This is a genomic window from Paenibacillus sp. BAC0078, assembly GCF_054483875.1.
Window position 1 is genome coordinate 1 of record NZ_JBTLRW010000035.1, and the last position, 21,394, is coordinate 21,394.

The 21,394-nt window shown below is 52.8% G+C and carries 17 protein-coding genes; 2 read left to right on the top strand and 15 right to left on the bottom strand.

The features are described from left to right. Positions 1-351: 351 nt before the first annotated feature. Positions 352-1,134: a hypothetical protein gene (locus tag ACX1DY_RS30675; RefSeq protein ID WP_458967904.1), complete on the top strand. Its 783-nt coding sequence runs from the start codon at positions 352-354 to the stop codon at positions 1,132-1,134. A 183-nt stretch (positions 1,135-1,317) separates the two neighbouring features. Here the strand turns inward: ACX1DY_RS30675 and ACX1DY_RS30680 are convergent, their stop codons facing one another. From ACX1DY_RS30680 to nifB, 14 genes are all read right to left on the bottom strand, one after another. After that, positions 1,318-2,364 carry an MBL fold metallo-hydrolase gene (locus tag ACX1DY_RS30680; protein ID WP_458967905.1) on the bottom strand — a complete coding sequence of 349 codons (1,047 nt, stop codon included), beginning with the start codon at positions 2,362-2,364 and terminating at the stop codon, positions 1,318-1,320. A 42-nt stretch (positions 2,365-2,406) separates the two neighbouring features. Next, entirely contained in the window at positions 2,407-3,141 is a 735-nt protein-coding gene (locus ACX1DY_RS30685; RefSeq protein ID WP_458967906.1) for a class I SAM-dependent methyltransferase, read from the bottom strand. 228 nt (positions 3,142-3,369) lie between these two features. Then, on the bottom strand, positions 3,370-5,061 hold the full coding sequence (locus ACX1DY_RS30690) for a glycoside hydrolase family 13 protein (RefSeq protein WP_458967907.1): 1,692 nt from the start codon (positions 5,059-5,061) through the stop codon (positions 3,370-3,372). A 331-nt stretch (positions 5,062-5,392) separates the two neighbouring features. Next, on the bottom strand, positions 5,393-6,166 hold the full coding sequence (locus ACX1DY_RS30695) for a Cof-type HAD-IIB family hydrolase (protein WP_458967908.1): 774 nt from the start codon (positions 6,164-6,166) through the stop codon (positions 5,393-5,395). A gap of 176 nt (positions 6,167-6,342) precedes the next feature. After that, the gene (locus tag ACX1DY_RS30700; protein ID WP_458967909.1) at positions 6,343-7,485 is read right to left on the bottom strand and encodes a homocitrate synthase/isopropylmalate synthase family protein; all 1,143 of its coding nucleotides are present in this window, start codon (positions 7,483-7,485) and stop codon (positions 6,343-6,345) included. Then, the gene (locus ACX1DY_RS30705) at positions 7,482-8,234 is read right to left on the bottom strand and encodes a HesA/MoeB/ThiF family protein (protein ID WP_458967910.1); all 753 of its coding nucleotides are present in this window, start codon (positions 8,232-8,234) and stop codon (positions 7,482-7,484) included. The genes ACX1DY_RS30700 and ACX1DY_RS30705 overlap by 4 nt, the downstream gene beginning before the upstream one ends. A 40-nt stretch (positions 8,235-8,274) precedes the next feature. Continuing rightward, positions 8,275-8,841, bottom strand: coding sequence for a DUF269 domain-containing protein (locus ACX1DY_RS30710; RefSeq protein ID WP_458967911.1), 567 nt, complete (start codon positions 8,839-8,841; stop codon positions 8,275-8,277). Next, positions 8,825-9,235: a nitrogen fixation protein NifX gene (nifX, locus tag ACX1DY_RS30715; protein ID WP_458967912.1), complete on the bottom strand. Its 411-nt coding sequence runs from the start codon at positions 9,233-9,235 to the stop codon at positions 8,825-8,827. The genes ACX1DY_RS30710 and nifX overlap by 17 nt, the downstream gene beginning before the upstream one ends. After that, the gene (gene nifN / locus ACX1DY_RS30720) at positions 9,210-10,538 is read right to left on the bottom strand and encodes a nitrogenase iron-molybdenum cofactor biosynthesis protein NifN (protein WP_458967913.1); all 1,329 of its coding nucleotides are present in this window, start codon (positions 10,536-10,538) and stop codon (positions 9,210-9,212) included. The genes nifX and nifN overlap by 26 nt, the downstream gene beginning before the upstream one ends. Continuing rightward, positions 10,528-11,892 (bottom strand): nitrogenase iron-molybdenum cofactor biosynthesis protein NifE, encoded by a 1,365-nt coding sequence (gene nifE / locus ACX1DY_RS30725; protein WP_458967914.1) that lies wholly within the window; start codon positions 11,890-11,892, stop codon positions 10,528-10,530. The genes nifN and nifE overlap by 11 nt, the downstream gene beginning before the upstream one ends. 34 nt (positions 11,893-11,926) lie before the next feature. After that, positions 11,927-13,486: a nitrogenase molybdenum-iron protein subunit beta gene (gene nifK / locus ACX1DY_RS30730; RefSeq protein ID WP_458967915.1), complete on the bottom strand. Its 1,560-nt coding sequence runs from the start codon at positions 13,484-13,486 to the stop codon at positions 11,927-11,929. Further along, positions 13,483-14,940: a nitrogenase molybdenum-iron protein alpha chain gene (nifD, locus tag ACX1DY_RS30735; protein WP_458967916.1), complete on the bottom strand. Its 1,458-nt coding sequence runs from the start codon at positions 14,938-14,940 to the stop codon at positions 13,483-13,485. Before nifD ends, nifK begins: the two co-directional genes overlap by 4 nt. Before the next feature lie 61 nt (positions 14,941-15,001). Next, positions 15,002-15,868: a nitrogenase iron protein gene (nifH, locus tag ACX1DY_RS30740; protein ID WP_458967917.1), complete on the bottom strand. Its 867-nt coding sequence runs from the start codon at positions 15,866-15,868 to the stop codon at positions 15,002-15,004. Between the two features lie 6 nt (positions 15,869-15,874). Then, positions 15,875-17,245 (bottom strand): nitrogenase cofactor biosynthesis protein NifB, encoded by a 1,371-nt coding sequence (gene nifB / locus ACX1DY_RS30745; protein ID WP_458967918.1) that lies wholly within the window; start codon positions 17,243-17,245, stop codon positions 15,875-15,877. Positions 17,246-17,903: 658 nt separating this feature from the next. Here nifB and ACX1DY_RS30750 point away from each other — a divergent pair. Beyond that, positions 17,904-18,731 (top strand): TerC family protein, encoded by an 828-nt coding sequence (locus ACX1DY_RS30750; protein ID WP_458967919.1) that lies wholly within the window; start codon positions 17,904-17,906, stop codon positions 18,729-18,731. A 127-nt stretch (positions 18,732-18,858) separates the two neighbouring features. Here ACX1DY_RS30750 and ACX1DY_RS30755 read toward each other — a convergent pair whose 3' ends face one another. After that, positions 18,859-21,213 carry an S-layer homology domain-containing protein gene (locus ACX1DY_RS30755; RefSeq protein ID WP_458967920.1) on the bottom strand — a complete coding sequence of 785 codons (2,355 nt, stop codon included), beginning with the start codon at positions 21,211-21,213 and terminating at the stop codon, positions 18,859-18,861. Positions 21,214-21,394: the final 181 nt, after the last annotated feature.

Genomic DNA, 21,394 nt, shown 5'->3' on the forward strand with positions numbered 1-21,394 from the left:
CAGAAGGAGACCCGTGCTCTTTATTTGTGTATGAAAAACGTTAACTTTCGCTACTTCGACCGCCGTTTGGATTTCAACATGATTTTTGCGGCTTAAAATGGACTTTACCAACAGTCTGAATTCCTCCACCTATTTCGGGCAAATTCATCATATATCCGGCAAATAGAGCTAATTAGTTTTACTTTTTCCAACTACGGAGTTTTTGGGAGGTAGTGTGCTGCTATTAGTGGGAGATTTTCCACTTGAGTCCACGGCTCATCTTAGGCAACAGCCCAAGATGAGCTTCACCGCAGTAGCAGATGGAGCCAGAATCATTACATAATCACGGCAATAAGGAAGGTGAACAAGACAATGACATTTTCGTTCGTAATCAATCCTGTTGCGGTACAAGAGTTCGACAGTGAGGATGAGCTGATCGAACGGTGCAAGGAATGGAATCTGTTATCCAGTACAGCAACCAGGGTCAAGACCTATCTGTACAAAGGGCATGGCTATTCGCTGCCTTGTGAAATTGTAGGATATGTGGATAGTCTGACCGTTGTCATACAATTCGAGAATAAGCAGCAGCATTGCATTCATCCCGCCTACTTAAAAGAAATGCAGACAGCAAGCTTTGGCTCAAAAACAGGGGCATTGGCGGAAGCTGCGAAGACAGACGACTCCGAAGAGACGGCGGAAGAAACCGGGGTAGAGGCGAACAACACTGAGGCAAGCAGTGCAGAAATACCTGCAGGTGATGGAGTTCCCGTCGTGACTCTTGATCAAGAAGCGGGGGCAACGGAAGCTGCAGAACCGGAAGCTCCCAAGAAGCCGGCAAAATCCAAAAAGAAACCCGCCATCATCCTGCCCGAAGAAAAGCTGGAAATGACAGCCATCGTAAAAGAGTTTACAACGGTTCCTAATCATTTCTCCGATAATGATGACGAAGTCATTATTTATGAAGGAGTCACTATAGCAGGCCACGAGCTTGCAATTGAGGAAGTCTGGTCCAGCCACAGTGCAACGCTGAAAAAGCTGGAGCTGGCTGTAGGCGATAGGGTATCCTTTGAAGCCAAGATCGTCGCCAAGAAGCTCACTCAGCATCCGGTAAAATATAAAATCAACAACCCGTCAAAGATGAAAAAAATAGAATAGGCGCCAGCAAGTAGAAACGGCTTTGCCATCCTTTGAAAGAGGCGGCATTTGTTTCAGCGAGAAATATAAGGATGATTGATGGTGTGAAACATATAAATCCTAATATTTTAAAGAGGCCAGGCAACGTATGAATGGAATCGTACCCCGTTCTATACTTTGCCTGGCCTTTTTTATGCTCAACTGCTATTCGCTAATAGCTTGCTCGACTGCCGCGAACAGCGTCACTCCGCCAGGCTCCGGCTGGAGGACGCTCGCCCGCTCCCGGCGCACCAGCTCAGCGAGATGCGCCATCGCTTCGCTCATGGCGAAGCGCATCTGGTGCGCGCTGGACACGCGGCTGCGGAACAGCGCTTCGCATACCGCGAAGCCGCTGAGCGGGCCGCTTGCCAGCAGAGCGGCTGCCGCATCCAGCCGCTCCTCATGATGGCGGAGCAGGCTGTCCGCCCGCTCCGCAAACCCCGTGAACGGTTCCCGGTGGCCCGGGAACGCACGGCTTACCCCGAGGCTGCGCAGTTCGCGCAGCCCCTCGATAAAGGTCAGCAGCGGCTGCGGATCGCCGCCCGGCTGCAGGCTGACATTGGGCGATATTAGCGGCAGCACAGCATCGCCGCACAGAATTTGCCCGCTGTCCCCGTGGTAAAAAGACACGTGCCCCGGCGCATGCCCGCCGGTGACCAGTGGCTGCCACGCGCGGTTGCCCATGATGAACGGCTCCGCCGTATTCATATAGGTCACCTCCGGCTGCGGCGTAACCTGGGGCAGGAAGCGCTCCAGATGCTCCCTGATTCCCTGCACCCAGTCCTCCGGCATGCCGTTCCGGGTGAAATACAGCGGCAGCGTCTCGTTCAAGACGGCCTCCGCTCCCCAGGTCCGCTGCGCCTCGGCGTGGGCGCGCTCCGACATCCATACCTTGCCGCCGCTGCGGGCCTGCAGCCAGCCGGCAAGACCATAATGGTCGGGATGATGATGGGTAACCACAATATCCCGGATGCTGCCCCATGAATAGCCCAGCTCCTGCAGCACTTTCTCCCAAGCCCGCTCCGCCTCCGGCGTATGCGGGCCAGGGTCGATAACCGTAAGTTGCCTGTTCCCGTCAGGCAGAATATAGCTGTTCACCCGGCGCAGCGGCGGGTCCATCGGAACAGGGAACTGGATAATGCCGCCCTCCCATGAGGTCAGCTCCGTAATATCGTCTCCGCCATTTGCTGCCGTCAGGTCCTTTTCCCTCACGATGCCATCTTCTCCTCCCCTGAATCCTCTTCCCGATACCAGCTAGGGGCGCACGCCCGTAAAAATCATCCGCGCCGAGCTGTCCGCTTCATATTCATCTTCCTCATAGCTGCCGTGTACAGCCTCAAGCTGCAAACCAGCGGCTTCAATCATCTCGCGGAATTTCTCCAGCGGATACAGCTTGACCCGCTCGTGGTACTTCCGTGGCGTCCCGTCAGCCTTGGAGGTGAGGATAATGTCTTTTTTTACATAGCCGTCCTCAATACGCCGGGACTCGTCGATCAGATTATTGCCATCCTCGCGGACGGAGTGCGGCACCAAATTGCGGATCACATGAGCCGGATTCAGAAAATCAATAATGAACTTACCGCCGGGCACAAGCATCCGGTGAATTTCCTTCAAGACCTTCAATTGCTCCTCATCCTCCTCGAAATACCCAAAGGAAGTGAACAGATTAACCACAGCGGCAAAACCGCCCTCAAGCGGCAGCTTGCGCATATCCGAACGTATCCAGGTAACGGCTTCGGCCCCGGCCTGTGCCCGCGCTTCACGCAGCAGCGCTTCGGACAGATCGACTCCTGTAACCTCGTAGCCCGCTTCCGCAAGCGCCAGCGAATGGCGGCCCATGCCGCAGCACAGATCCAGCACCTTGGCCCCTTGCGGCAGCTCCAGCCAGCCGATCATCCGCTCCACCTCGCGCCGCGCCCCGCCGAAATCCCTGTGGCGGTATACGATTAAATAATCCTCACCAAAGCTGTCCTCATACCATTCACCCATGTTCCTTCTCCTCCCCGCAGCAGCCCTGCACTAATCTCTCTATGTATGCCAATACGCGTATTCAACCCTGTTATCTCCCGATCTCTGGGCTATTCCCTGCTTCTCCTCCTAAATACCGTGGTTCGAATACATCGCCTAATGTAACGCAATTGTACCGTCTTTTGCCCGTAAACTCAAAAAAGAGTCGCCATTCCGCCACACTTTCCGCAGCAATGGCAACTCTATGTCTTACAGCAATTTTTCCAGATACACTCTCGCTTCATAAGGCCGAAGCTTCAGCTTCCTTAAGCTCTCCCCTGTACCCGGCGTGTAATTGGAGATCAGCAGCTCCAGCTTCTCCGCTTCAAAATCCTCCGGCAGCTCGAACACCGGCTCACGCTCATAGAAATTCAAAATAACCAGCAGGCGCTGATCCTCCAGCGTACGGGTGTAGGCATAAATTTCCGGGTGCTCCGCCAGTAGCAGGTCATATTCACCGTAGACAATGACCTGATGCTTTTTTCTAAGCCGGATCAGTTGCCTGTAGTAATGGTAGATCGAGTCAGGGTCCTTGACCGCGTTGGCCGCATTAATCTCCCGGGAATTGGAGTTCACCCGAATCCACGGCACACCTGTCGTAAAGCCACCGTTCTCCCCATCGTCCCATTGCATCGGCGTGCGGGCGTTGTCCCGGCTTTTTGTGTGGATGGCAGCCATGATGTCGGCTTCGGGAACGCCGTTTGTGCGTTTTTCCTCATAATAATTGAGCGTCTCGACATCCCGGTAATCGTCAATCGACTCAAAGCCCGCGTTCGTCATGCCGAGTTCCTCGCCCTGATAGATATATGGCGTGCCTTCCAGCATATGAATGAAGGTTGCCAGCATTTTCGCCGACGGGATACGGTAGTACAGATCATTGCCGAACCGCGATACCGAGCGCGGCTGGTCATGGTTGCACAAATAGTTGGCGTTCCAGCCTCTATTATGCAGAACCGTCTGCCAATTGCCGATGATTTTTTTTAGCTCCAGGAGATTCCAGGGTACCGTGTCCCATTTTCCGCCGCCAGGGGCCGCGCAATCGAGATTCATATGCTCAAACTGAAAGGTCATATTCAGCTCCCGGCGTCCGTCGCCAACATAATCCAGCGCCTGCTCCGGCCCGAGGCCTGATGTTTCCCCCACCGTCATAATATCGTAGTAATAAAGCACCTGATCGTGCAGATTCTGCAGCAGCGTGTGAACATGCTCCAGATTGGAGAACATATCATAGGCTCTCACCGTTGCCGTCCCGTCAGGGTTAAGGGCATCTGGATAACCTTCCGTCTTCACAATATGGGCAATTGCGTCAAAACGAAAGCCGTCGATCCCCTTTTTCAGCCACCACTGCACCATTTCGTGCAGCTTGTCGATCACGGCGGGATTCTCCCAGTTGAGATCCGGCTGGAATTTGGAATACAGGTGCAGATAATATTCATCCGTAGCGGGATCAAGCTCCCAGACCGACCCGCTGAAATAAGATTCCCAATTGTTCGGCGGACCGCCGTTTTTACCTTTTCTCCAGATATAATAATCCCGTTTCGGGTTATCCTTCGAGCTTCTGGATTCAATAAACCAGGGATGCTCGTGCGAGGTGTGGTTGAGCACCAGATCCATCATCAGCTTCATCCCGCGCGAATGCAGCTCCTGCAGCAGCCGGTCAAAATCCTCCAGCGTTCCGAATTCCCGGTTAATGTCGCAATAATCACTAATATCATAGCCGTTGTCATGGCCCGGCGATTTATAAATCGGACAGATCCAGATCACATCCACTCCCAGCTCCTGCAAATAATCGAGCTTAGACATCACTCCGCGCAAATCTCCGATCCCGTCACCATTACTGTCCATGAAGCTGATCGGATAAATCTGGTACACAACGCTTTCCTTCCACCACTTGGGGTTCACGGGTTTCCCTCCGCTTCTGCGATTCCTGCTTAATCTATCTTGTCCACACTTGCAGAAGAGAATCACAAATCTACGGTAAAACCTTGAGCAACGTTGCATATGAGCTTCTGATTGCACTTTGTGCAGCAGATTCCATCCAAAGTGTCCAAAAAATAATTCTATTGCATTTCATACAGCAGAATTCAGCTCTGCTCCCGACTATTCAGCCTTTCTGTCCACTTCTGCTGTACAAAGTACAATAGAACAGGCATTCCAAGCCAAAAAGGACGAATCTACTGCAGAAAATGCACTAGATTCGTCCCTTGGCTAAATAACATTTTAAATTGCCGTCCTACAGCAGCCCCACCATCCGCAAGCCCTCAAGAATTCCATTCTCACTGACATGCTTGGTGACATAACGGGCGACAGCCTTCACCTCATCCTCCGCATTGCCCATCGCGATACCATGCCCTACAAGGCTCAGCATCTCCAGATCATTCAGACCATCGCCGAAGGCATAGATTTCTTCCATCCGGGCTCCGAGACGTTTGATCATTTGCTCAATACCGGCAGCCTTGGAGCCATTACCCGGCAGCACATCCATACACAGCGGATTCCAGCGGATAAAGTTGAACTCCGGGAACCTCTCTTCATACACAATCTGGCTCTCCTGCGGACAAAATAACATCGCCTGATAAATGTCATTCTGCAAATAATATCCGGCATCATACATTGGAAACGCCATCTTTAGCGAACCGATGCTCGTCTTGATGTACTCATGTTCTGCAACATTTACGCTCATGCCCACAGCATCCACATAAGCCACCGGATGATCCTGTTTCTCGGCGAACAAGGTCATTTTCTGCAGAGAAGCCCTATCCAGAGGATTGCGGTAAATCACTTCTCCCTCAAAAATAACATACTGTCCGTTGAGCGACACATAAGAATGAATGTCCAGCTCCTCGCGCAAATCCTCGAACATATACGGCGCTCTTCCGGTGGCAATAGCCACATTGTGGCCCCGTCTCTTGAGCTCGGCAATAGCTTCCTTGGTGGTTGCGGGAACCCGCTTTTCCTCATCATAAATCGTTCCGTCAATATCAAAAAAGATCGTTTTCTTAGTCATCGTTCCCCATTCTCCCCGCACTCGCTGCTTTTCTATCTTGTTAAAATTGTAGTGGCTTGCTGCGCGCGATGCAAGAAATCTTTGCAGAAAAAAAGCAAGCCGTGGCTGTCCTTCCTATAAGAAAGACAGCCACGGCTTGCCTATCATCAACGCTTCAGCTCCTGTTATCTCAGGCCCTAAACGGCACTCCGCCCCCGCTGCCGCTCCTCCATCAGCCACTGCACCAGCAAATATTCCGGCACTGTGCCTTTGCAGGCCTCAGCGTATTCACGTACCCGCTCCAGCAGACGCTCTGCAGTATCCGCGCTGACCGCAAGGCCCCATTGACCCAGCGCATGGATTACGCCGCCAGTGCCGGAATGCTTGCCCAGCACGAAGCGGTGGCTGCGGCCCACCTCCGCAGGGTCGAAGGTCTGATACGTGGATCTCTCCTTCATCAGCCCGTCCACGTGAATGCCTGACTCATGCGTGAACGCCAGGTGTCCCACTACCGGCTTGGCATCGCCGATGCTGCGGCCTGAAGCGGCAATAACCTTATCCGCCAAGCCTTTGAGCAGATCAAGTCTCACATGGCTCTCGCCGCCGTACAGATGCCGCCAGGCCATGACGACTTCCTCCATTGCTGCGTTCCCGGTGCGTTCACCGATTCCCGCCACTGTAGTGCTGGCCCAAGCCGCACCGGCAGCAATACCGCTGAGTGTATTGGCGCAGGCCAGACCAAAATCGTTATGGCAATGCACCTCCAGCTCCACATCTGCCGGGACCGCACCGAGCAGTGTGTTTACGCGCTCTGCGATCTGGCCCGGATGGTGGGCCGATACTGTATCCGCATAACGGAATCTGCGAATGCCTTCGTTATACAGCATATTCACCAGCCGGACCAGAAAACCCATATCGGCTCTGGAGGAATCCTCCATCCCCACCGACACCGTCATGCCCAGGCGCAGCCCATATTCGGCAGCCCCGAGCAGCTTCTTCAGTCCCTCGGCAGGTGTGAGTCTAAGCTTGCCCTGCAGCTGAATCTCCGAGACGGGAATGGACACATGGCTCCAGTTCACTCCCGTAGCCCGCGCCTTGTCGATATCCCCCGCCACCGAGCGGTTCCAGGTCATCAGCTTCATCGGGAGGTTCAGCCCGGCAATCGCCGTTATATCCTCCTGCTCCCGCTTGCCCATAGCAGGAATTCCCACTTCTGCCTGCTCTACTCCGCACTCCGACAACAGCCTTGCGATTTCCAGCTTTTCCGCCCTCTTGAAGGAAACTCCCGCCGCCTGTTCACCATCCCGCAGTGTCGTGTCGCAAAGCTTGAGACTTTTCACAGCTTACCTCCTTCTCCGCAGCAAGCGCAATTCGGATTACGGGTAAGATGGACGCTATAACAGGCGAAGTCGAGTGAGCTGAAGCGATGCATTACGCCCGCATAAGTTATCCCTACCCCTGTAATCCATTTTACGGCCTCCAGTGCAGCCAGACAACCTGCGATCCCGGAGGTAGCTCCCAGAACCGGAAACCCAAGCGGCTCCCACTGCGGCTGCACATCCGGGTACAGACATTCCAGACAGGGCGTAACGCCAGGAATAACTGTGGTAAGCGAGATTTCAAATCCATACATAGCGGCTTCCACCATAGGCGTTCCGGTATCTACACACAGACGGTTCAGAGCATATCTTTCCGGGAAATCGTATCTGGCGTCAATCACTATATCAGCATCCCGCACCCAGGGCTTGGCAAGATCATATTCAATTCTGGCATTATAGCCTTCGATTTCGACAAAAGGGTTCAACCGCTTCAGGTGGGCAATCGCCGTACTCATCCGTTCCATCCCCAGATGGTCACTGTCCATCAGGATTTGCCGGTTGAGATCGGGCGGAACAATAATCCCTTCATGGGCCAAAATCAGCTTGCCGACGCCTGCCGCAGCCAGATACAGCGCAGCCGTTCCTCCAAGTCCGCCGATTCCGGCCACCATGACCGTCGCTTCCTTCAGTGCCTTCTGCCCGTCTTCTCCCAGCAGCTTAAGCTGCCGGGCATACCGCTCCAGCTCCAAACCTCCGGCAAGCTGCTCCATTCCCGATTCCCCCTGTAACTGATGATGAACTTGCGATCCGCTAGCCTTCCAGACTCAGCAGACCGTGGAATGCTGTCATTTCATTATATTTTTGCAGAAAAGCAAGGCCTTCCTCCACACATTCCACTCCATAGCGGACAGCCTTCTCCTCAGAGGTGAACGGGAAAGGAAAGCCGGCCCGCAGACTTTTCAGCACCAGAATGACACGCCCGCTGTAGAGCAGCCCCCGGCCAAAGCCCTCCATATTAATCTCGGCAGTGCTCTGAACCATGATTCCGCTTTTCTCCTCCATGACTCCTGCAATCGCCTGAAATATAACGGGAACCTGCTGGCGCACCTTCGGGGACACCGCACAGTTGAAATCCGATTGATTCTTGTCCTCGGGGGAAGCCAGGAACAGCTTCGCGATCTTCTCCTGCGGGGACAGCGCAGCATACCGGCCAAAGAAATCGCCAGTGTCCAAAAGATGGCATAAACGGCGGACAAAAGCATCCGCCGTATCCTTATCCAGCTCCTTGCCGGCCTTACGGCGGCGGGTTCTCACCGCCGCACCAGCCTCTATAGCTTCAGCTTGAAGCGCTGCGGTCTCATTAGCCATCGGTTCCATCCGCTTCCTCCCCTTCCCCTTTGCCTTCCTCTTCCGCCCGCAGCACCTTAGCCAGCCACATCGGCGGCTTGCCCTGCAGCATTTCAACCAGACGTTTCACCTGATCATCTATGGGGCTGCCAAATGGAACCTTGACAGGCATAATCTTGCGCCGTGTTACCTTGGCAGCGGCTGAAGCCCCAATCTGCATAATGAAGATCAGTGTGCAGTCACTCACCGCTTCCAGGCGGCTGTCAATTTTCCCGGCCTCATCCTGGTTCAGATGAGCCGGCAGCTTGCGCAGCTCGACCAGCTCGCCGCCATTTTTGTTCACATTATAAACCGCAAACATTGAGCTTTGCCCGAAGTGGGCATTTACGCGGCTGCCGTCATCTGTGGCGAATGCTACTTTCACGGTGTTTAGCCTCCCTCTGCATCAACAAATTCCCTGCTTTATTGCTCCACTCCATAGCCCCCCTGTAGCCTACCGAGACAGACATATACGCTCCCAGCTCACTCCAGACCGGAAACCCTGCCGCCATAAATGCCGCGTCAATCCGCTGTGCTCCGGCAATGCCGTGGGAATTGCTGATCCACAGTTCAGCGCCTTTGCCGAGCACCTCGGCATCATCCAGATCGCCGACCCATACTTCGCGCTCCATCCCGGCAATCAGCGGCGTTTCATAGGAGGCGATCAGCGCCTTCTGCTCGACCCCCAGCTCTTCAAGCCAGCCGGAGACGGAGTACAAGTGATCCGGTTCAAGCGCGGCCACTACAGACATGCCGGCAAATTGGAAATGGGCATCCAGCATGCCGTCGAGCAGATTCTCGCGCTGCCAGCAGTAACGAAGCGGTACCGGCTCGCCGCTGATCTGATGCAGGAAATGCAGCAGCTCGTCGGAAGCTTTAAGTCCCATCACACTCTCAAAAACCTTATATGGCGTGCCAAGCGCATTATGCAGCCGTCTCGCCGGACGCTCCATGCTGCCGCCGATGGCAATCGTCAGCCCCGACTGCAGACTCTGCAGCATGGAATCCAGCGGCACGCCGCCCCGGGTCAGCGGAGAGAAGCCGGTCAGCAAATGCCCTGACAAGGAGGTCGAAATATCCGGCAGTGCAATGACCTCGAACCCAAACGATGAAATAATCTCCTTCAGCTCCATTACATCCGCCGGTGTCAGAAAAGATCCGGGGAGCAGCGTAATCTGCCGGGTATTCACACTTCTCGAACCCCTGTGTCCCACCTGCTGAATCATTTCATCAATGATGGCCTCCACCGCAATGCTGAAGCCCGATTCCAGCGAACCGCGAAAGTCCGGCAGCACTACCGAAAAAGCAAGCCCTCCCCGCATATTCCGCTCCCGCTTATACGACTTGAGCATGGTCTGATAATCCACCCCGGCCACATCGGTCAGCTCTGTTCCGATAATCCCGATAATATCGGGGCGGTGCTTGCTCAGCACCAGATTCAGCGCCTCCTCCAGATTGCGGTTGGCGTCAAAGATGACGTCCATTTCCTGCAGCGCGGAGGTCTGTACGGCGATAGGCTCACGGAAATGCCGGGTCAGCAGTGCCTTAGGAAAAGCAGAGCACCCCTGTGCCCCATGCAGCAGCGGCATGGCACGGTAGCAGCCCTGCAGTGCCAATACAGCGCCGAGCGACTGGCCGATCTTGATCGGGTTGACCGAAGCTGGTTTTTTCCTTCTATTAACGGTCATATGGCGGAGCCTCCTTATCCCACGGCGCAGGACTTGCAGCCAGCTTCCAGATCGGATTGGCAAGCGAATAGGTCAGCTCCTTGGCCAGCCGCAGCAGTCCTTCATAACCGGCATAAGCCTTGTGCCGCTCCTGATTGATGTCAATGAACGGAACCTGCTCCTTCATCGCCACATACATATTGCGCCCGCCGGCGATCATAATATCCGCTTTGCGCTCCCGCACTGTCTTGAGAATCCGGCTCGCGCCACCCTCGGGAATATATTCGGTATCTTCGCTCACCCGGTCAGCGATCCGCCGCACATCATCCTCCGTGCTCTTGTTCGTGCCGACGCCTACTACCTGAACGCCCAGCTCCTTCAGCGCGGAAATGACCGACCAGCTTTTGACGCCGCCGGTATAAAGAACCGCCTTCTTTCCCTTCAGCAGCTTCCGGTACGGGCGCAAGTCTTGGCTAAGCCGGGCTTCTTCACGTTCTGTCAGACGGTCTACCCGGCGCTCCATCTCCCGGTCATTCATCAGATAAGCCATTTGCCGCAGCGAATAGGTCGTCTCCTTGGCGCCATAGAACGAGCCTTCAAAATACGGAATGCCGTAACGGGACTCCATTTCCCTGGCGAGTCCCAGCAATGCGCGGCTGCAGACCACCATGTTCACCTTGGCGCGGTGCGCCCAGGTGATCTCCTTATACCTTGCATCACCTGTAATGCGCGAGGTTACCGAAATGCCCGCACTGTTCATCAGCTTCTCGATATCCCACATCTCGCCGGCGATATTGTATTCGCCTATAAGATTTATCCCCGGAGGCAGCTCGGACTCCGGCTCCCCTGTCCCAATGACATACTGCAGCAGCGCATCACCGGCAAGGCGGTTGCCAAGATTCTTGCTGCCGACAAAACCCGGACTGTTGACCGGAATGACCGGAATTCCCAGCCGCTCCGCCGCTTCCTTGCATACCACATCCATATCCTCGCCAATCAGCGCGGTTACACAGGTTGAATATACAAATATTGCCGGAGGCGCAAAGCGCCCGGCAATATATTCAATGCTCTCCTTCAGCTTTTTCTCTCCGCCAAAAATAATATCGGAATCGTTAAGATCTGTAGCAAAGCCATATTGAGACAAGGAGGGGCCGCTTGACAAGGCTCCTCTGCTCTCCCAGCTGTTCCCGGCGCAAGCAATCGGACCATGAACAAGATGCGCAGCGTCCATAATCGGCAGCAGTGTGATTTGAGCTCCGTCGAAGGAACAGCCTCCAGCCGCTTCACCCGGTTTGGGCCGTGGACAGGGCTTTACTTTCGGGGCCAAGCTCCCGCAAGCCTCAGAATCAAATTCGTCTTTTCGAACAGGGTCCATCGGCGCTTCATCTCCTTTTCTCCCGCGAATGCCCTTACCGTACCAGGTCGTAGTTGAACTCAGAGTTGTTGCGGTCAAGCTCATCCAGCACAGTATTGACAAACAGGCTCAGCAAATTCAAGGCTCCTTGATACCCGAGAATCGGATAACGGTGCATATGATGACGGTCAAAGATTGGGAACCCTACACGGATCAGCGGCACATCCGCATCTTTGGCAGCGAATTTCAGATGCGAGCTGCCGATCGCCAGATCCACCGGGTCATTCAGCAGCAGGGAACGCATATGCCACAGGTCGTTTCCGATATAAAGATTTGCTTCTGAGCCATACGGACTGGATGCCAGAAGCGCTTCCGCTTCCTCCTTGAACTTCACCTCGTTAAAATCAACATCACCGTTGGAGCAAATAATGTGCACTGGCTCCATTCCGAGCTCCAGGCAAAGGCCGATCAGACCGATCAGCAGGTCAGGGTCGCCTACGAGCGCAACACGTTTGCCGTGAAGATACGGGTGGCTGTCCGTCAAGGCGTCTATCACGCGGCCGCGTTCTTCAATAAGCGAGGCCGGAATCGGCAGACCCGTCAGTTCACTGATCGCTTCCAGCAGCTTATCCGTGCCGGCGATTCCCAGCGGCGTAGACATTGCAGTGATCTGCTGCTTCCAGGTTCCGCTGATATAGTCCTGAGTCTTCTTGAGCGTGTATTTCTGGAGCGACAGCGTACCAAGTGCACATGGCGCCAGTGGAACATCCGCAAGCTTCGTGCCTCCGTAATAGTATTCATATTCACCATTGGCCGGAGAATCATAGTTCCCGCTGTGATCGCCAAGAATGGTGTACTGCGTATCAAATGCACCCAGTATCTTGCGGATTTCAGCAAAATTCCCGGTGTACGGCTCGAATCCGAGCATTACATTCAGCTTCTCGCCTGCTCCTTCGCCGCTTCCCGGCGCCGCCTGGATACCGGAGCGTTCATACAGGTAGCTGAGAATGCCTTTGAGCATGGAATCATAACCGGTAATATGCGAACCTACAAAGCTTGGCGTATTGCAGAAGGCAACCGGAAAATCTTCGGTAATAACGCCTTTCTGCCGGGCATTGCCGATAAAAGCCGAAAGGTCGTCACCGATAACTTCAGCCATACAGGTCGTACAGATGGCCACCATTTCCGGCTTGTAGAGCGCAACACTGTTCTCCAAACCGTCGATCAGGTTGCTCATGCCGCCGAACACCGCCGCATCTTCAGTCATTGAGGAGGAGACAGCCGGAGTAGGCTCTTTGAAATGCCGGCTTAAATGGCTGCGGAAATAGGAGTTGCAGCCCTGTGAGCCGTGGACGAACGGCAGTGTCTTCTCAAATCCGAGGGCCGCCATGACCGAGCCAAGCGGCTGGCAGGCCTTATGCGGATTGATTACCACCGCTTTGCGGTCAAAATTCTTCTCCATATATTCTGCGGATTTGGAGTAAGCGAGGGCCTCCGCCGTCTGCTTCTCACTGCAGGGCGCTTCGAACTGTTTTTTATTTTCACGCTGCTGCACGAAACGTTCTTCCGAGAACAAGGAATTATAATCCGGGATGTTCAATCTGTCCTTACTCATATGCTCGCCCCCTCTGCTTGAACCTTCACCTTCTTCTTCATCAGATTCCACACCGGATTATTCACAGTCATATCCATATCCTTGGCAAAAACCTTGAAGCCGTCAAAGCCATGATACGGACCGCTGTAGTCCCAGGAATGCATCTGGCGGAACGGAACACCCATCTTGTGGTACACATATTTTTCCTTGACGCCCGAGCCTACCAGATCGACATTCAACTTCTGTGCCAGCTCCTCCAGCTCATACGCGGTCGGATCGTCCATAATGATTGTGCCTTCCTTCATCATCGGAAAGGTCCGCTCATAGTCGTCCTTATGGGCAAATTCATACCCGGAGGCTACAATATCCATGCCCAGATCCTCATAAGCACCGATGGTATGGCGGGAACGCAGGCCGCCGATCATCAGGAGAACCTTTTTATTTTCCAGGCGGGGTTTAAATTTATTGATAATGGCATCCATTTCCGGTTTATGTCTCTCAATCATCTTCTCACAGTTCTCCTGAATCGTTTCATCGAACCGGGCTGCGATGGCCCGCAGGCTCTCATAGGTCTTGGACGGCCCAAAGAAGTTGTACTCCATCCACGGAATATCATAGGCCTTCTCCATATGATCAACCATGTAGTTCATCGAGCGGTGGCAGTGAATCAGATTCAGCTTCGCCTTATGAGCGATTTCGAGCTCGTTCAGGGTACCGTCGCCGGACCACTGGGCAATCACGCGCAGTCCCATTTCTTCGAGCAGAATACGGGAGGCCCAGGCGTCGCCGCCGATATTATAGTCGCCGATAATATTGACATCGTAGGGACCGGTTTCAGCCAATTCAGCTTTGCCAAGAACAAAATCGCGAATGGCGTCATTGGCAATATGGTGGCCCAGCGACTGGCTGACCCCGCGGAACCCTTCGCAGCGTACCGGAACAATCGGCATCTCCAGCTCTTTGGCCATTTTCTTGGATACAGCTTCAATATCATCGCCGATCAGACCGACCGGACATTCGGATTGTACGGAAATCCCTTTGGCAAGCGGGAACATCTCCGTGATTTCGCGCATGATGACTTCCAGCTTCTTGTCACCGCCAAATACGATATCCGTTTCCTGAAAATCACTTGTAATCTGCATAGCCGTAAAATTGTCGATCCCAAGCGTCCCGTTAGCATAGTTGCGGCGTGTGCCCCAACTGTACTGTCCGCAGCCGATAGGGCCGTGGCTGATATGGACCATATCCTTGATCGGGCCCCACACCACCCCTTTAGAGCCTGCATAGGAGCATCCGCGCGGTGTCATTACGCCGGGACGGGATTTAATATTGGACTTCAGGGCACAGGTTCCGCAGGATTGAGATTCTTCAGTATTGATCTGAAAATGCTTTTCGCGGTCCTTCTTTGCCTTTTTGGGGTAGGCTTCCAGAACTTCTTCTACTATTTTCTTATTCTCTTCAATATTCAGTCCCATTGGTTGACCCTCCTTTTCGTGGTGCAGGCCGCTCAAACCGCCTGCGTGACCCTTCGTTCCACTATTGGCCGGAAGCTTCCAGCTTCTTGAGCGCAGCTTCCTCGTCTTCGATAATACCGAATTCCATCAGCAGCTCTTCCAGCTCTTCCATCGAAATCGGAGTAGGGATCGTCAGCATCTTATTGTTGAGAATTTTCTCGGCCAGGATTTCATATTCCTTCGCTTGCTTGTGCTGCGGATTGTATTGAGCCACAGTCATTCTGCGCAGCTCGGCGTGCTGAACGACATTGTCGCGCGGCACAAAGTGAATCATTTGCGTATTCAGACGACGGGCAAGCTCGGTAATCAGCTCATCTTCACGGTCAGTGTTACGGCTGTTGCAGATCAGTCCGCCCAGTCTCACCCCGCCGCTGGTTGCATATTTCAGAATCCCGCGTGCGATGTTATTGGCGGCGTACATTGCCATCATCTCACCCGAACATACAATATAGATCTCTTGAGCCTTGTTCTCGCGGATCGGCATTGCGAAACCGCCGCATACAACGTCACCAAGCACGTCATATGATACGAAATCGAGATCCGAATAAGCGCCTTCCTGCTCCAAAAAGTTAATGGCAGTGATGATTCCGCGTCCCGCACAGCCAACGCCCGGCTCAGGTCCGCCGCATTCCACGTTGATGATGTCGCCAAAGCCGGTTTGCAACACATCATCCAGTTCCAGATCCTCAACGGAGCCAAGCTCTGCTGCCAGATGAAGCACGGTCTGCTGGGCTTTAGTGTTCAGAATCAGACGCGTAGAGTCTGCCTTAGGGTCACAGCCGACAATCATAATCCGCTGTCCGAATTTGGTGGCCAACTGAGCTAGAGTGTTCTGGGAGGTTGTGGATTTACCGATACCGCCTTTACCGTAAAAAGCTATTTGTCTCATAATTCATCATCCCTTCGAAATGTTTGTATTTTCAAAATAAGAGTTGTATTTCACACTTTCGAGAATAGCTTCCTGTATCCCGCCTTTGCGGACGAGAGGCAACACTCCGGCTTTGTTCAGGCTGGCACGCGGGCTGTCTCCGATACCTGAGCAGAGAAGAATGCGGCAATCACTTAAAATCGAAATAATTTCTTGCAGCGTAGCGGCCTTGTCGCCGTTACAGTCTGCCTTACCATGACAATAAGCCTGTATCTTGCGGACACCGAGCAGCTTCACATCCGCTCCGTCGGTATCGTACACTAGGAATTCCGTTGCATGCCCGAAATGCTGATTAACCTTGTCGCCGCCTCTGGTGGCTACAGCGACTCTGACCTTTGGAGCATCTTGCCGCAATTGCCTCGCTTGCTTCGCTTGAACCCGCTCGCGGATCTTTGCGTCCAGCTCGCCCTGGAGCAACGCTCTGGCTTCTTTGTTGATTACCGGATCGGCTTCCATCGCTTCAAGCGGGAAATCCTGATTGCGGTCCTGGCCCAGCAGCCCGATGGCATCCGCCCGGCATTGCCGGCAGTGGCGCATCACCTTCATGCCGTCACGGCCGAGAAGCTCCTGCAGGTTGTGCAGCTCCTTCGGACGGGGCGCCTTGCGGCCATCCTGCTCATATTGGCTGCCAGGTGCGATAATAAGCGGTGTTACATTATGCAGTGTGGCCCCAAGCTCTTTTACTCTTTTGGACACTGCGGGAAGATGCCCGTCGTTGACCCCTGGAATCATAATGGAATTGACCTTGACCAGAATCCCCAGCTTCGCCAGCCTCTCAAGGCCCAGCAGTTGGCGATTGATCAGCAGCTCTGCCGCCTCTCTCCCTTCATACCGTACACCCTCGTCGAATACCCAAGGATAAATCTCTTGACCGACATCAGGATCAACAGCATTGATAGTGATGGTTACATGGCGGATGCCAAGCTCCACAATCTCATCCACATGCCGGTAAAGCGTCAATCCGTTGGTGCTGAGGCAAAGCGAGACATCAGGCACATGCTTCTTAACCCTGGCAAAAGTGTCGAAAGTCTGCTCTGGATTAGCCAGCGGATCGCCGGGACCGGCTACGCCAACCACCGAGAGCTGCATTAACTGGGCGGCTACCCCTTTTACCTTGCGTTCCGCCTGCTCCGGGGTGAGCACCTCACTGACTACACCAGGCCTGCTCTCATTCACGCAGTCAAACTTGCGGTTGCAGTAATTGCACTGGATGTTGCAGGCAGGAGCTACCGGGATGTGCATCCTGGCATAGAAGCGATGGGCTTCCTCGCTGTAGCACGGATGGCGGCTGATCTCCTCCTCAGCTTCACTTGATATACACGGCGACGGCTGCATCATTTCCCACCTCCTAAAAGTTTTACAAGCGTTACATCCTTGATTTGGCTTCGAGTAAAACTCGCTTCGGAAGCATTCGCTTAAGTTTTGCGAGCATTCGCTTACCCTTCTAATAGACTTTCTCTTCGCGGTGCAAACAAATTTATGTAATGTTTTCTTACATAAAATCGCTTGACCGCTTTAATTAGTTACATCATATTTTCATTCCTATACACCGTCAATCGAGTTTAGGCTTAAAAAACCCTATATTTCCTTATGTTTGCAGTTTCGACATATCATATGTTATATTATCTAACCTTTATGTATCATGGTTCCGTTTCCATTTCAGGCGTTTTTCATTGATATTTATTCTCACGGGCATTGACAACGACTCTTAAGTCATATATGATACTTTTAAGTAAACAACTCAAATGATGAAATTTAATATATCCCGTAAAGGGGAGTAGCTGTTAGATAAAATCGTCAATACGAGAACGTGAGGATGTTCTCCGGTTTTATCGGCAATAAACCATTGTTAGCGAGACCTTTACCAATCAGGTTAGTCCTTTATTCCGAAGGCTGATCTGTTTGGTAAAGGTCTTTTTTATATATATTTGGTAAAAATAATGGTAATGTAGGTATTTTTTATCGATATTTACATCCAAATGAGGAGGAAGCAGCAATGGATTGGGGATTATTATTAGAATACGGATGGGTTTTGCTCGTTCTCGTAGCACTGGAAGGGTTGCTCGCCGCAGATAACGCACTGGTATTGGCAATCATGGTCAAACATCTTCCTGATGAGGACCGTAAGAAGGCATTGTTCTATGGTTTGGCAGGGGCGTTTGTGTTCCGCTTTGGCTCACTGTTCATCATCTCGTATCTGGTGGACATCTGGCAGGTACAAGCTATTGGCGCCATCTATCTGTTGTTCATCGCCGGTAACCATATCTTCCGGAAAGTATTGTTCAAGAAACCGGAAGCTGAGACGGCTGTCGAAGGTGCTTCTGAAGAAGGGGCAGCAAAGAAAAAATCCAGCTTCTGGTTCACCGTGCTGAAGGTTGAGGTGGCCGACATCGCTTTCGCCGTCGACTCTATTCTTGCAGCGGTTGCGCTGGCCGTTGCGCTGCCGCCAAGCGGAATGGGTAACATCGGGGGCCTTGATGGCGGGCAATTCCTAGTTATTTTTGCCGGCGGATTCATCGGACTTGTCATTATGCGGTTTGCGGCATCCTTCTTCGTCAAGCTGCTGCACTCCCGTCCGGGCCTTGAAGTGGCAGCGTTCTTCATCGTAGGCTGGGTAGGTGTCAAGCTGGCGGTCATCACTCTGGCTCACCCTTCGCTGGGTGTGCTGTCCGAGGATTTCGCCCATAGCACCTGGTGGAAAGCCACCTTCTATATTGTGCTGGTAATCATCGCAGCTGTAGGCTGGTTCATGAGCAGCCAGAAAGCTGAAGAGAACGAGGGCCATCTCCCTGTTCGTGAAGCAGATAAGCAGCTCGGGAAATAACCCGCAGCTACTTATAGTCATATTTGAACAAAAGCCTGCTCCCCCGCCTGAAGGCAGGGGCAGGCTTTGCTTTTGTCTTCGGCAGTGCTGTGCTTATAGCGCACTGCCATTGCTGCAGCGGAGGTTATTACTGGCCAATGGCCTGGTCGGTTTTGTCCTGCAATTCCACCAGCTTCATGATTACAGTGGCAACATCAGCTTTGGTTACCTTTTGCTGCGGATTAAATTTACCGCTGTCTCCCTGCAACAGCCCCAGCTTCACGACCAGTGCCACTGCGCCTTTATCTTTAATGGCGGCGCTGTCGCTGAAGCTGCTCACGGCAGTGTCATTTTGCAGGAACGCAGAGAACTTATTGTATTTCAAAAAGGAAGCCAGCAACACAGCGAGCTGCTCGCGGCTGAGTGTATTGTCCGGCTGCAACACAGCATCCTTGCCGATCCAGCCGTGGCTTACAGCATAGCTGACAGCCGCATAATATTTGCTGTCCGTACTTACACCGGCCATCGCCTTCCGCTCCGTTCCAGTCGAATAACCGGAATAGTACGGATTGGATGCTTTGGCAATAAAGGCAAACCAATCTCCAACCGTTATTTCCTGATCCGGCTTGAGCTTTCCGTCAGCGTCAGGAACAAGCACACCATACTTGACGAGTTCAGTTAACTGCTTCTCCGCAGGGTGGCCTTTCAGATCAGCCACCACAGGGACAGTCGCAGACTGGGCAGAGTATGGAAACACCCGGACCCATTTGCCTGTCATGGCATCCAGCACCTCATACTGATCCTTATCGTTAACCGGCGACGGATTATAGACCAGCTTCACTTTGGGTTCTACGTACAGAGTATTGCTATACCCGCCGATGCGGTTATATTGCAGCTTCAGGGTATATTTGTCCTTGTAGCTCTTCAGCGCGTCGCTCTTGGATATGGCAGGAGTTGGCTGATCCTTCAGCGTTTCGACTCCCGCGTTAACCAGGGCTGAATAGTTCTGGAGTCTGCCGTAAGTATCCATAACCAAAGTTATGGCTCCGTCGCTTATTGGAATGCCCTTGTAATAGCGTACGAATTCATAGCGGAACCCCTTTCCGTCTGGAAGAACACTCCATGCTTCATCATGACCGGCCAGTTTTAACTCGCTGCTTGCCTGATCATATAGACGGTTGATCAGAGCAACAGCCTGCTGTTTGGCTTCCGCCTGAGTCAGCTTCTTGCCGCCGGCAGGAGCAGGCTGCGGCTTAGCATCGGTACTGCCCATAAATTGCTCAGACTGAAAAACATAGATTTGACCGGTTGCCGCATCAATCTCAGCATAGGATCTGGAAGGAATTTCAGCCATGCCCCCTTTGCGTTCCGCCTCCCAGGACAGCCTCCATACCTTTTGTTTCGTGTTCGGATAGCTATCTCCCAGCATTTGGGTTGTTAGCTTACGTTCTGCCGGAATGAAGGCTACCTGCTGTACAAGCTTTGCAGCTTCCGCTGCAGTAAGCGACTTGCCTGTGCTGATTGGTTGAAATCGCTCTTTAGTCTGCGGTACAGCCTCATCCCTTGTAGAGAGAGAAGCAGCTTCCGTCCCATCATAATCTATACTTTTCCCGCTCTGGGCATCAATTGGATACAGATCCTGCTCCTCGGGACGCCAGCCCAGAATCCAACGGTCCACCTGGTTGTCTTGGTAAACCGGAATGTAGTACAGGCCCACAGACAAGCCGTCCGTAAATTTCTTCTGCGCCGATTCCAAAGAAACAGCAGGCTTAGCGGACGGATAGAAAAGTCCTGAAGACGGTTTGTTGAATTGAATGACATTTCCATTGCCGTCGATAGTGATCGAGAGGAAATCCGATGTAGGCAGACCATTCTTCAGAATCTTGAAGGAGAAGCTGTATTGAACCGTTCCGAACAGCGCTCCGCTGGCCAGATTCAGTGCATCATCGTCCTCAAGCTGAATATCATCTTTACCCAGGGATGGCGCAGCGGCGGCAATAAAGGGCCGGGCACGCTCCAGCGCTTCAGCACGTGTAATTTTGGGCGGATAATACGCGGTTTCTTGCGTTAAAGGGAACGAGAGGTAGGTATTGACCAGGTCCCCGCTAACCGCATCAACCATGCTGGAAAAACCGTAGCTGGTGTTGCCAACCTCATATCCCCAGTTGATGTTCCAGATCATTTGATTGGTGCTCGGAGGATAAGAGTTGTCTCCACCCAGCTGGACTCTCGATACGATTGCATCCTTCAGCACAGGAAACAGCTCTCTAAGTTTTGCAATCGCTTGCTCCTGCGAAATTTTGGCTTTGGAAGCGTCCGGTGTGACTGCGGCTTGTCCGGGAGCCTCCTTAACCGCTGCCGCTGCAGCTGAAGTACTACTTGAATCCGCTGCGGCTAATCCGCCAGGCAGAAGCAGGGCAAGTGCAACTGTAGTGGTAAGCAAAGCTTTGGTGATCTGAAGTACGAGATGAGTACTGTTTTTGGGACTATTTTTACGATCCAACAAATTCATCCTCCTCAATTTCTTCCATATATTCTCTCTAAGTATAGAGATATATGCTTATTTTTTCCATATTTTATTTACGGCAGGAAGCTACAGATTACGCAAAATGCACAAAAAAAGCCTCATCTCTCAAATAGAAAGCGAGGCTTTTATAGTCCCCAAACTGAAGAACTCTTCAGCA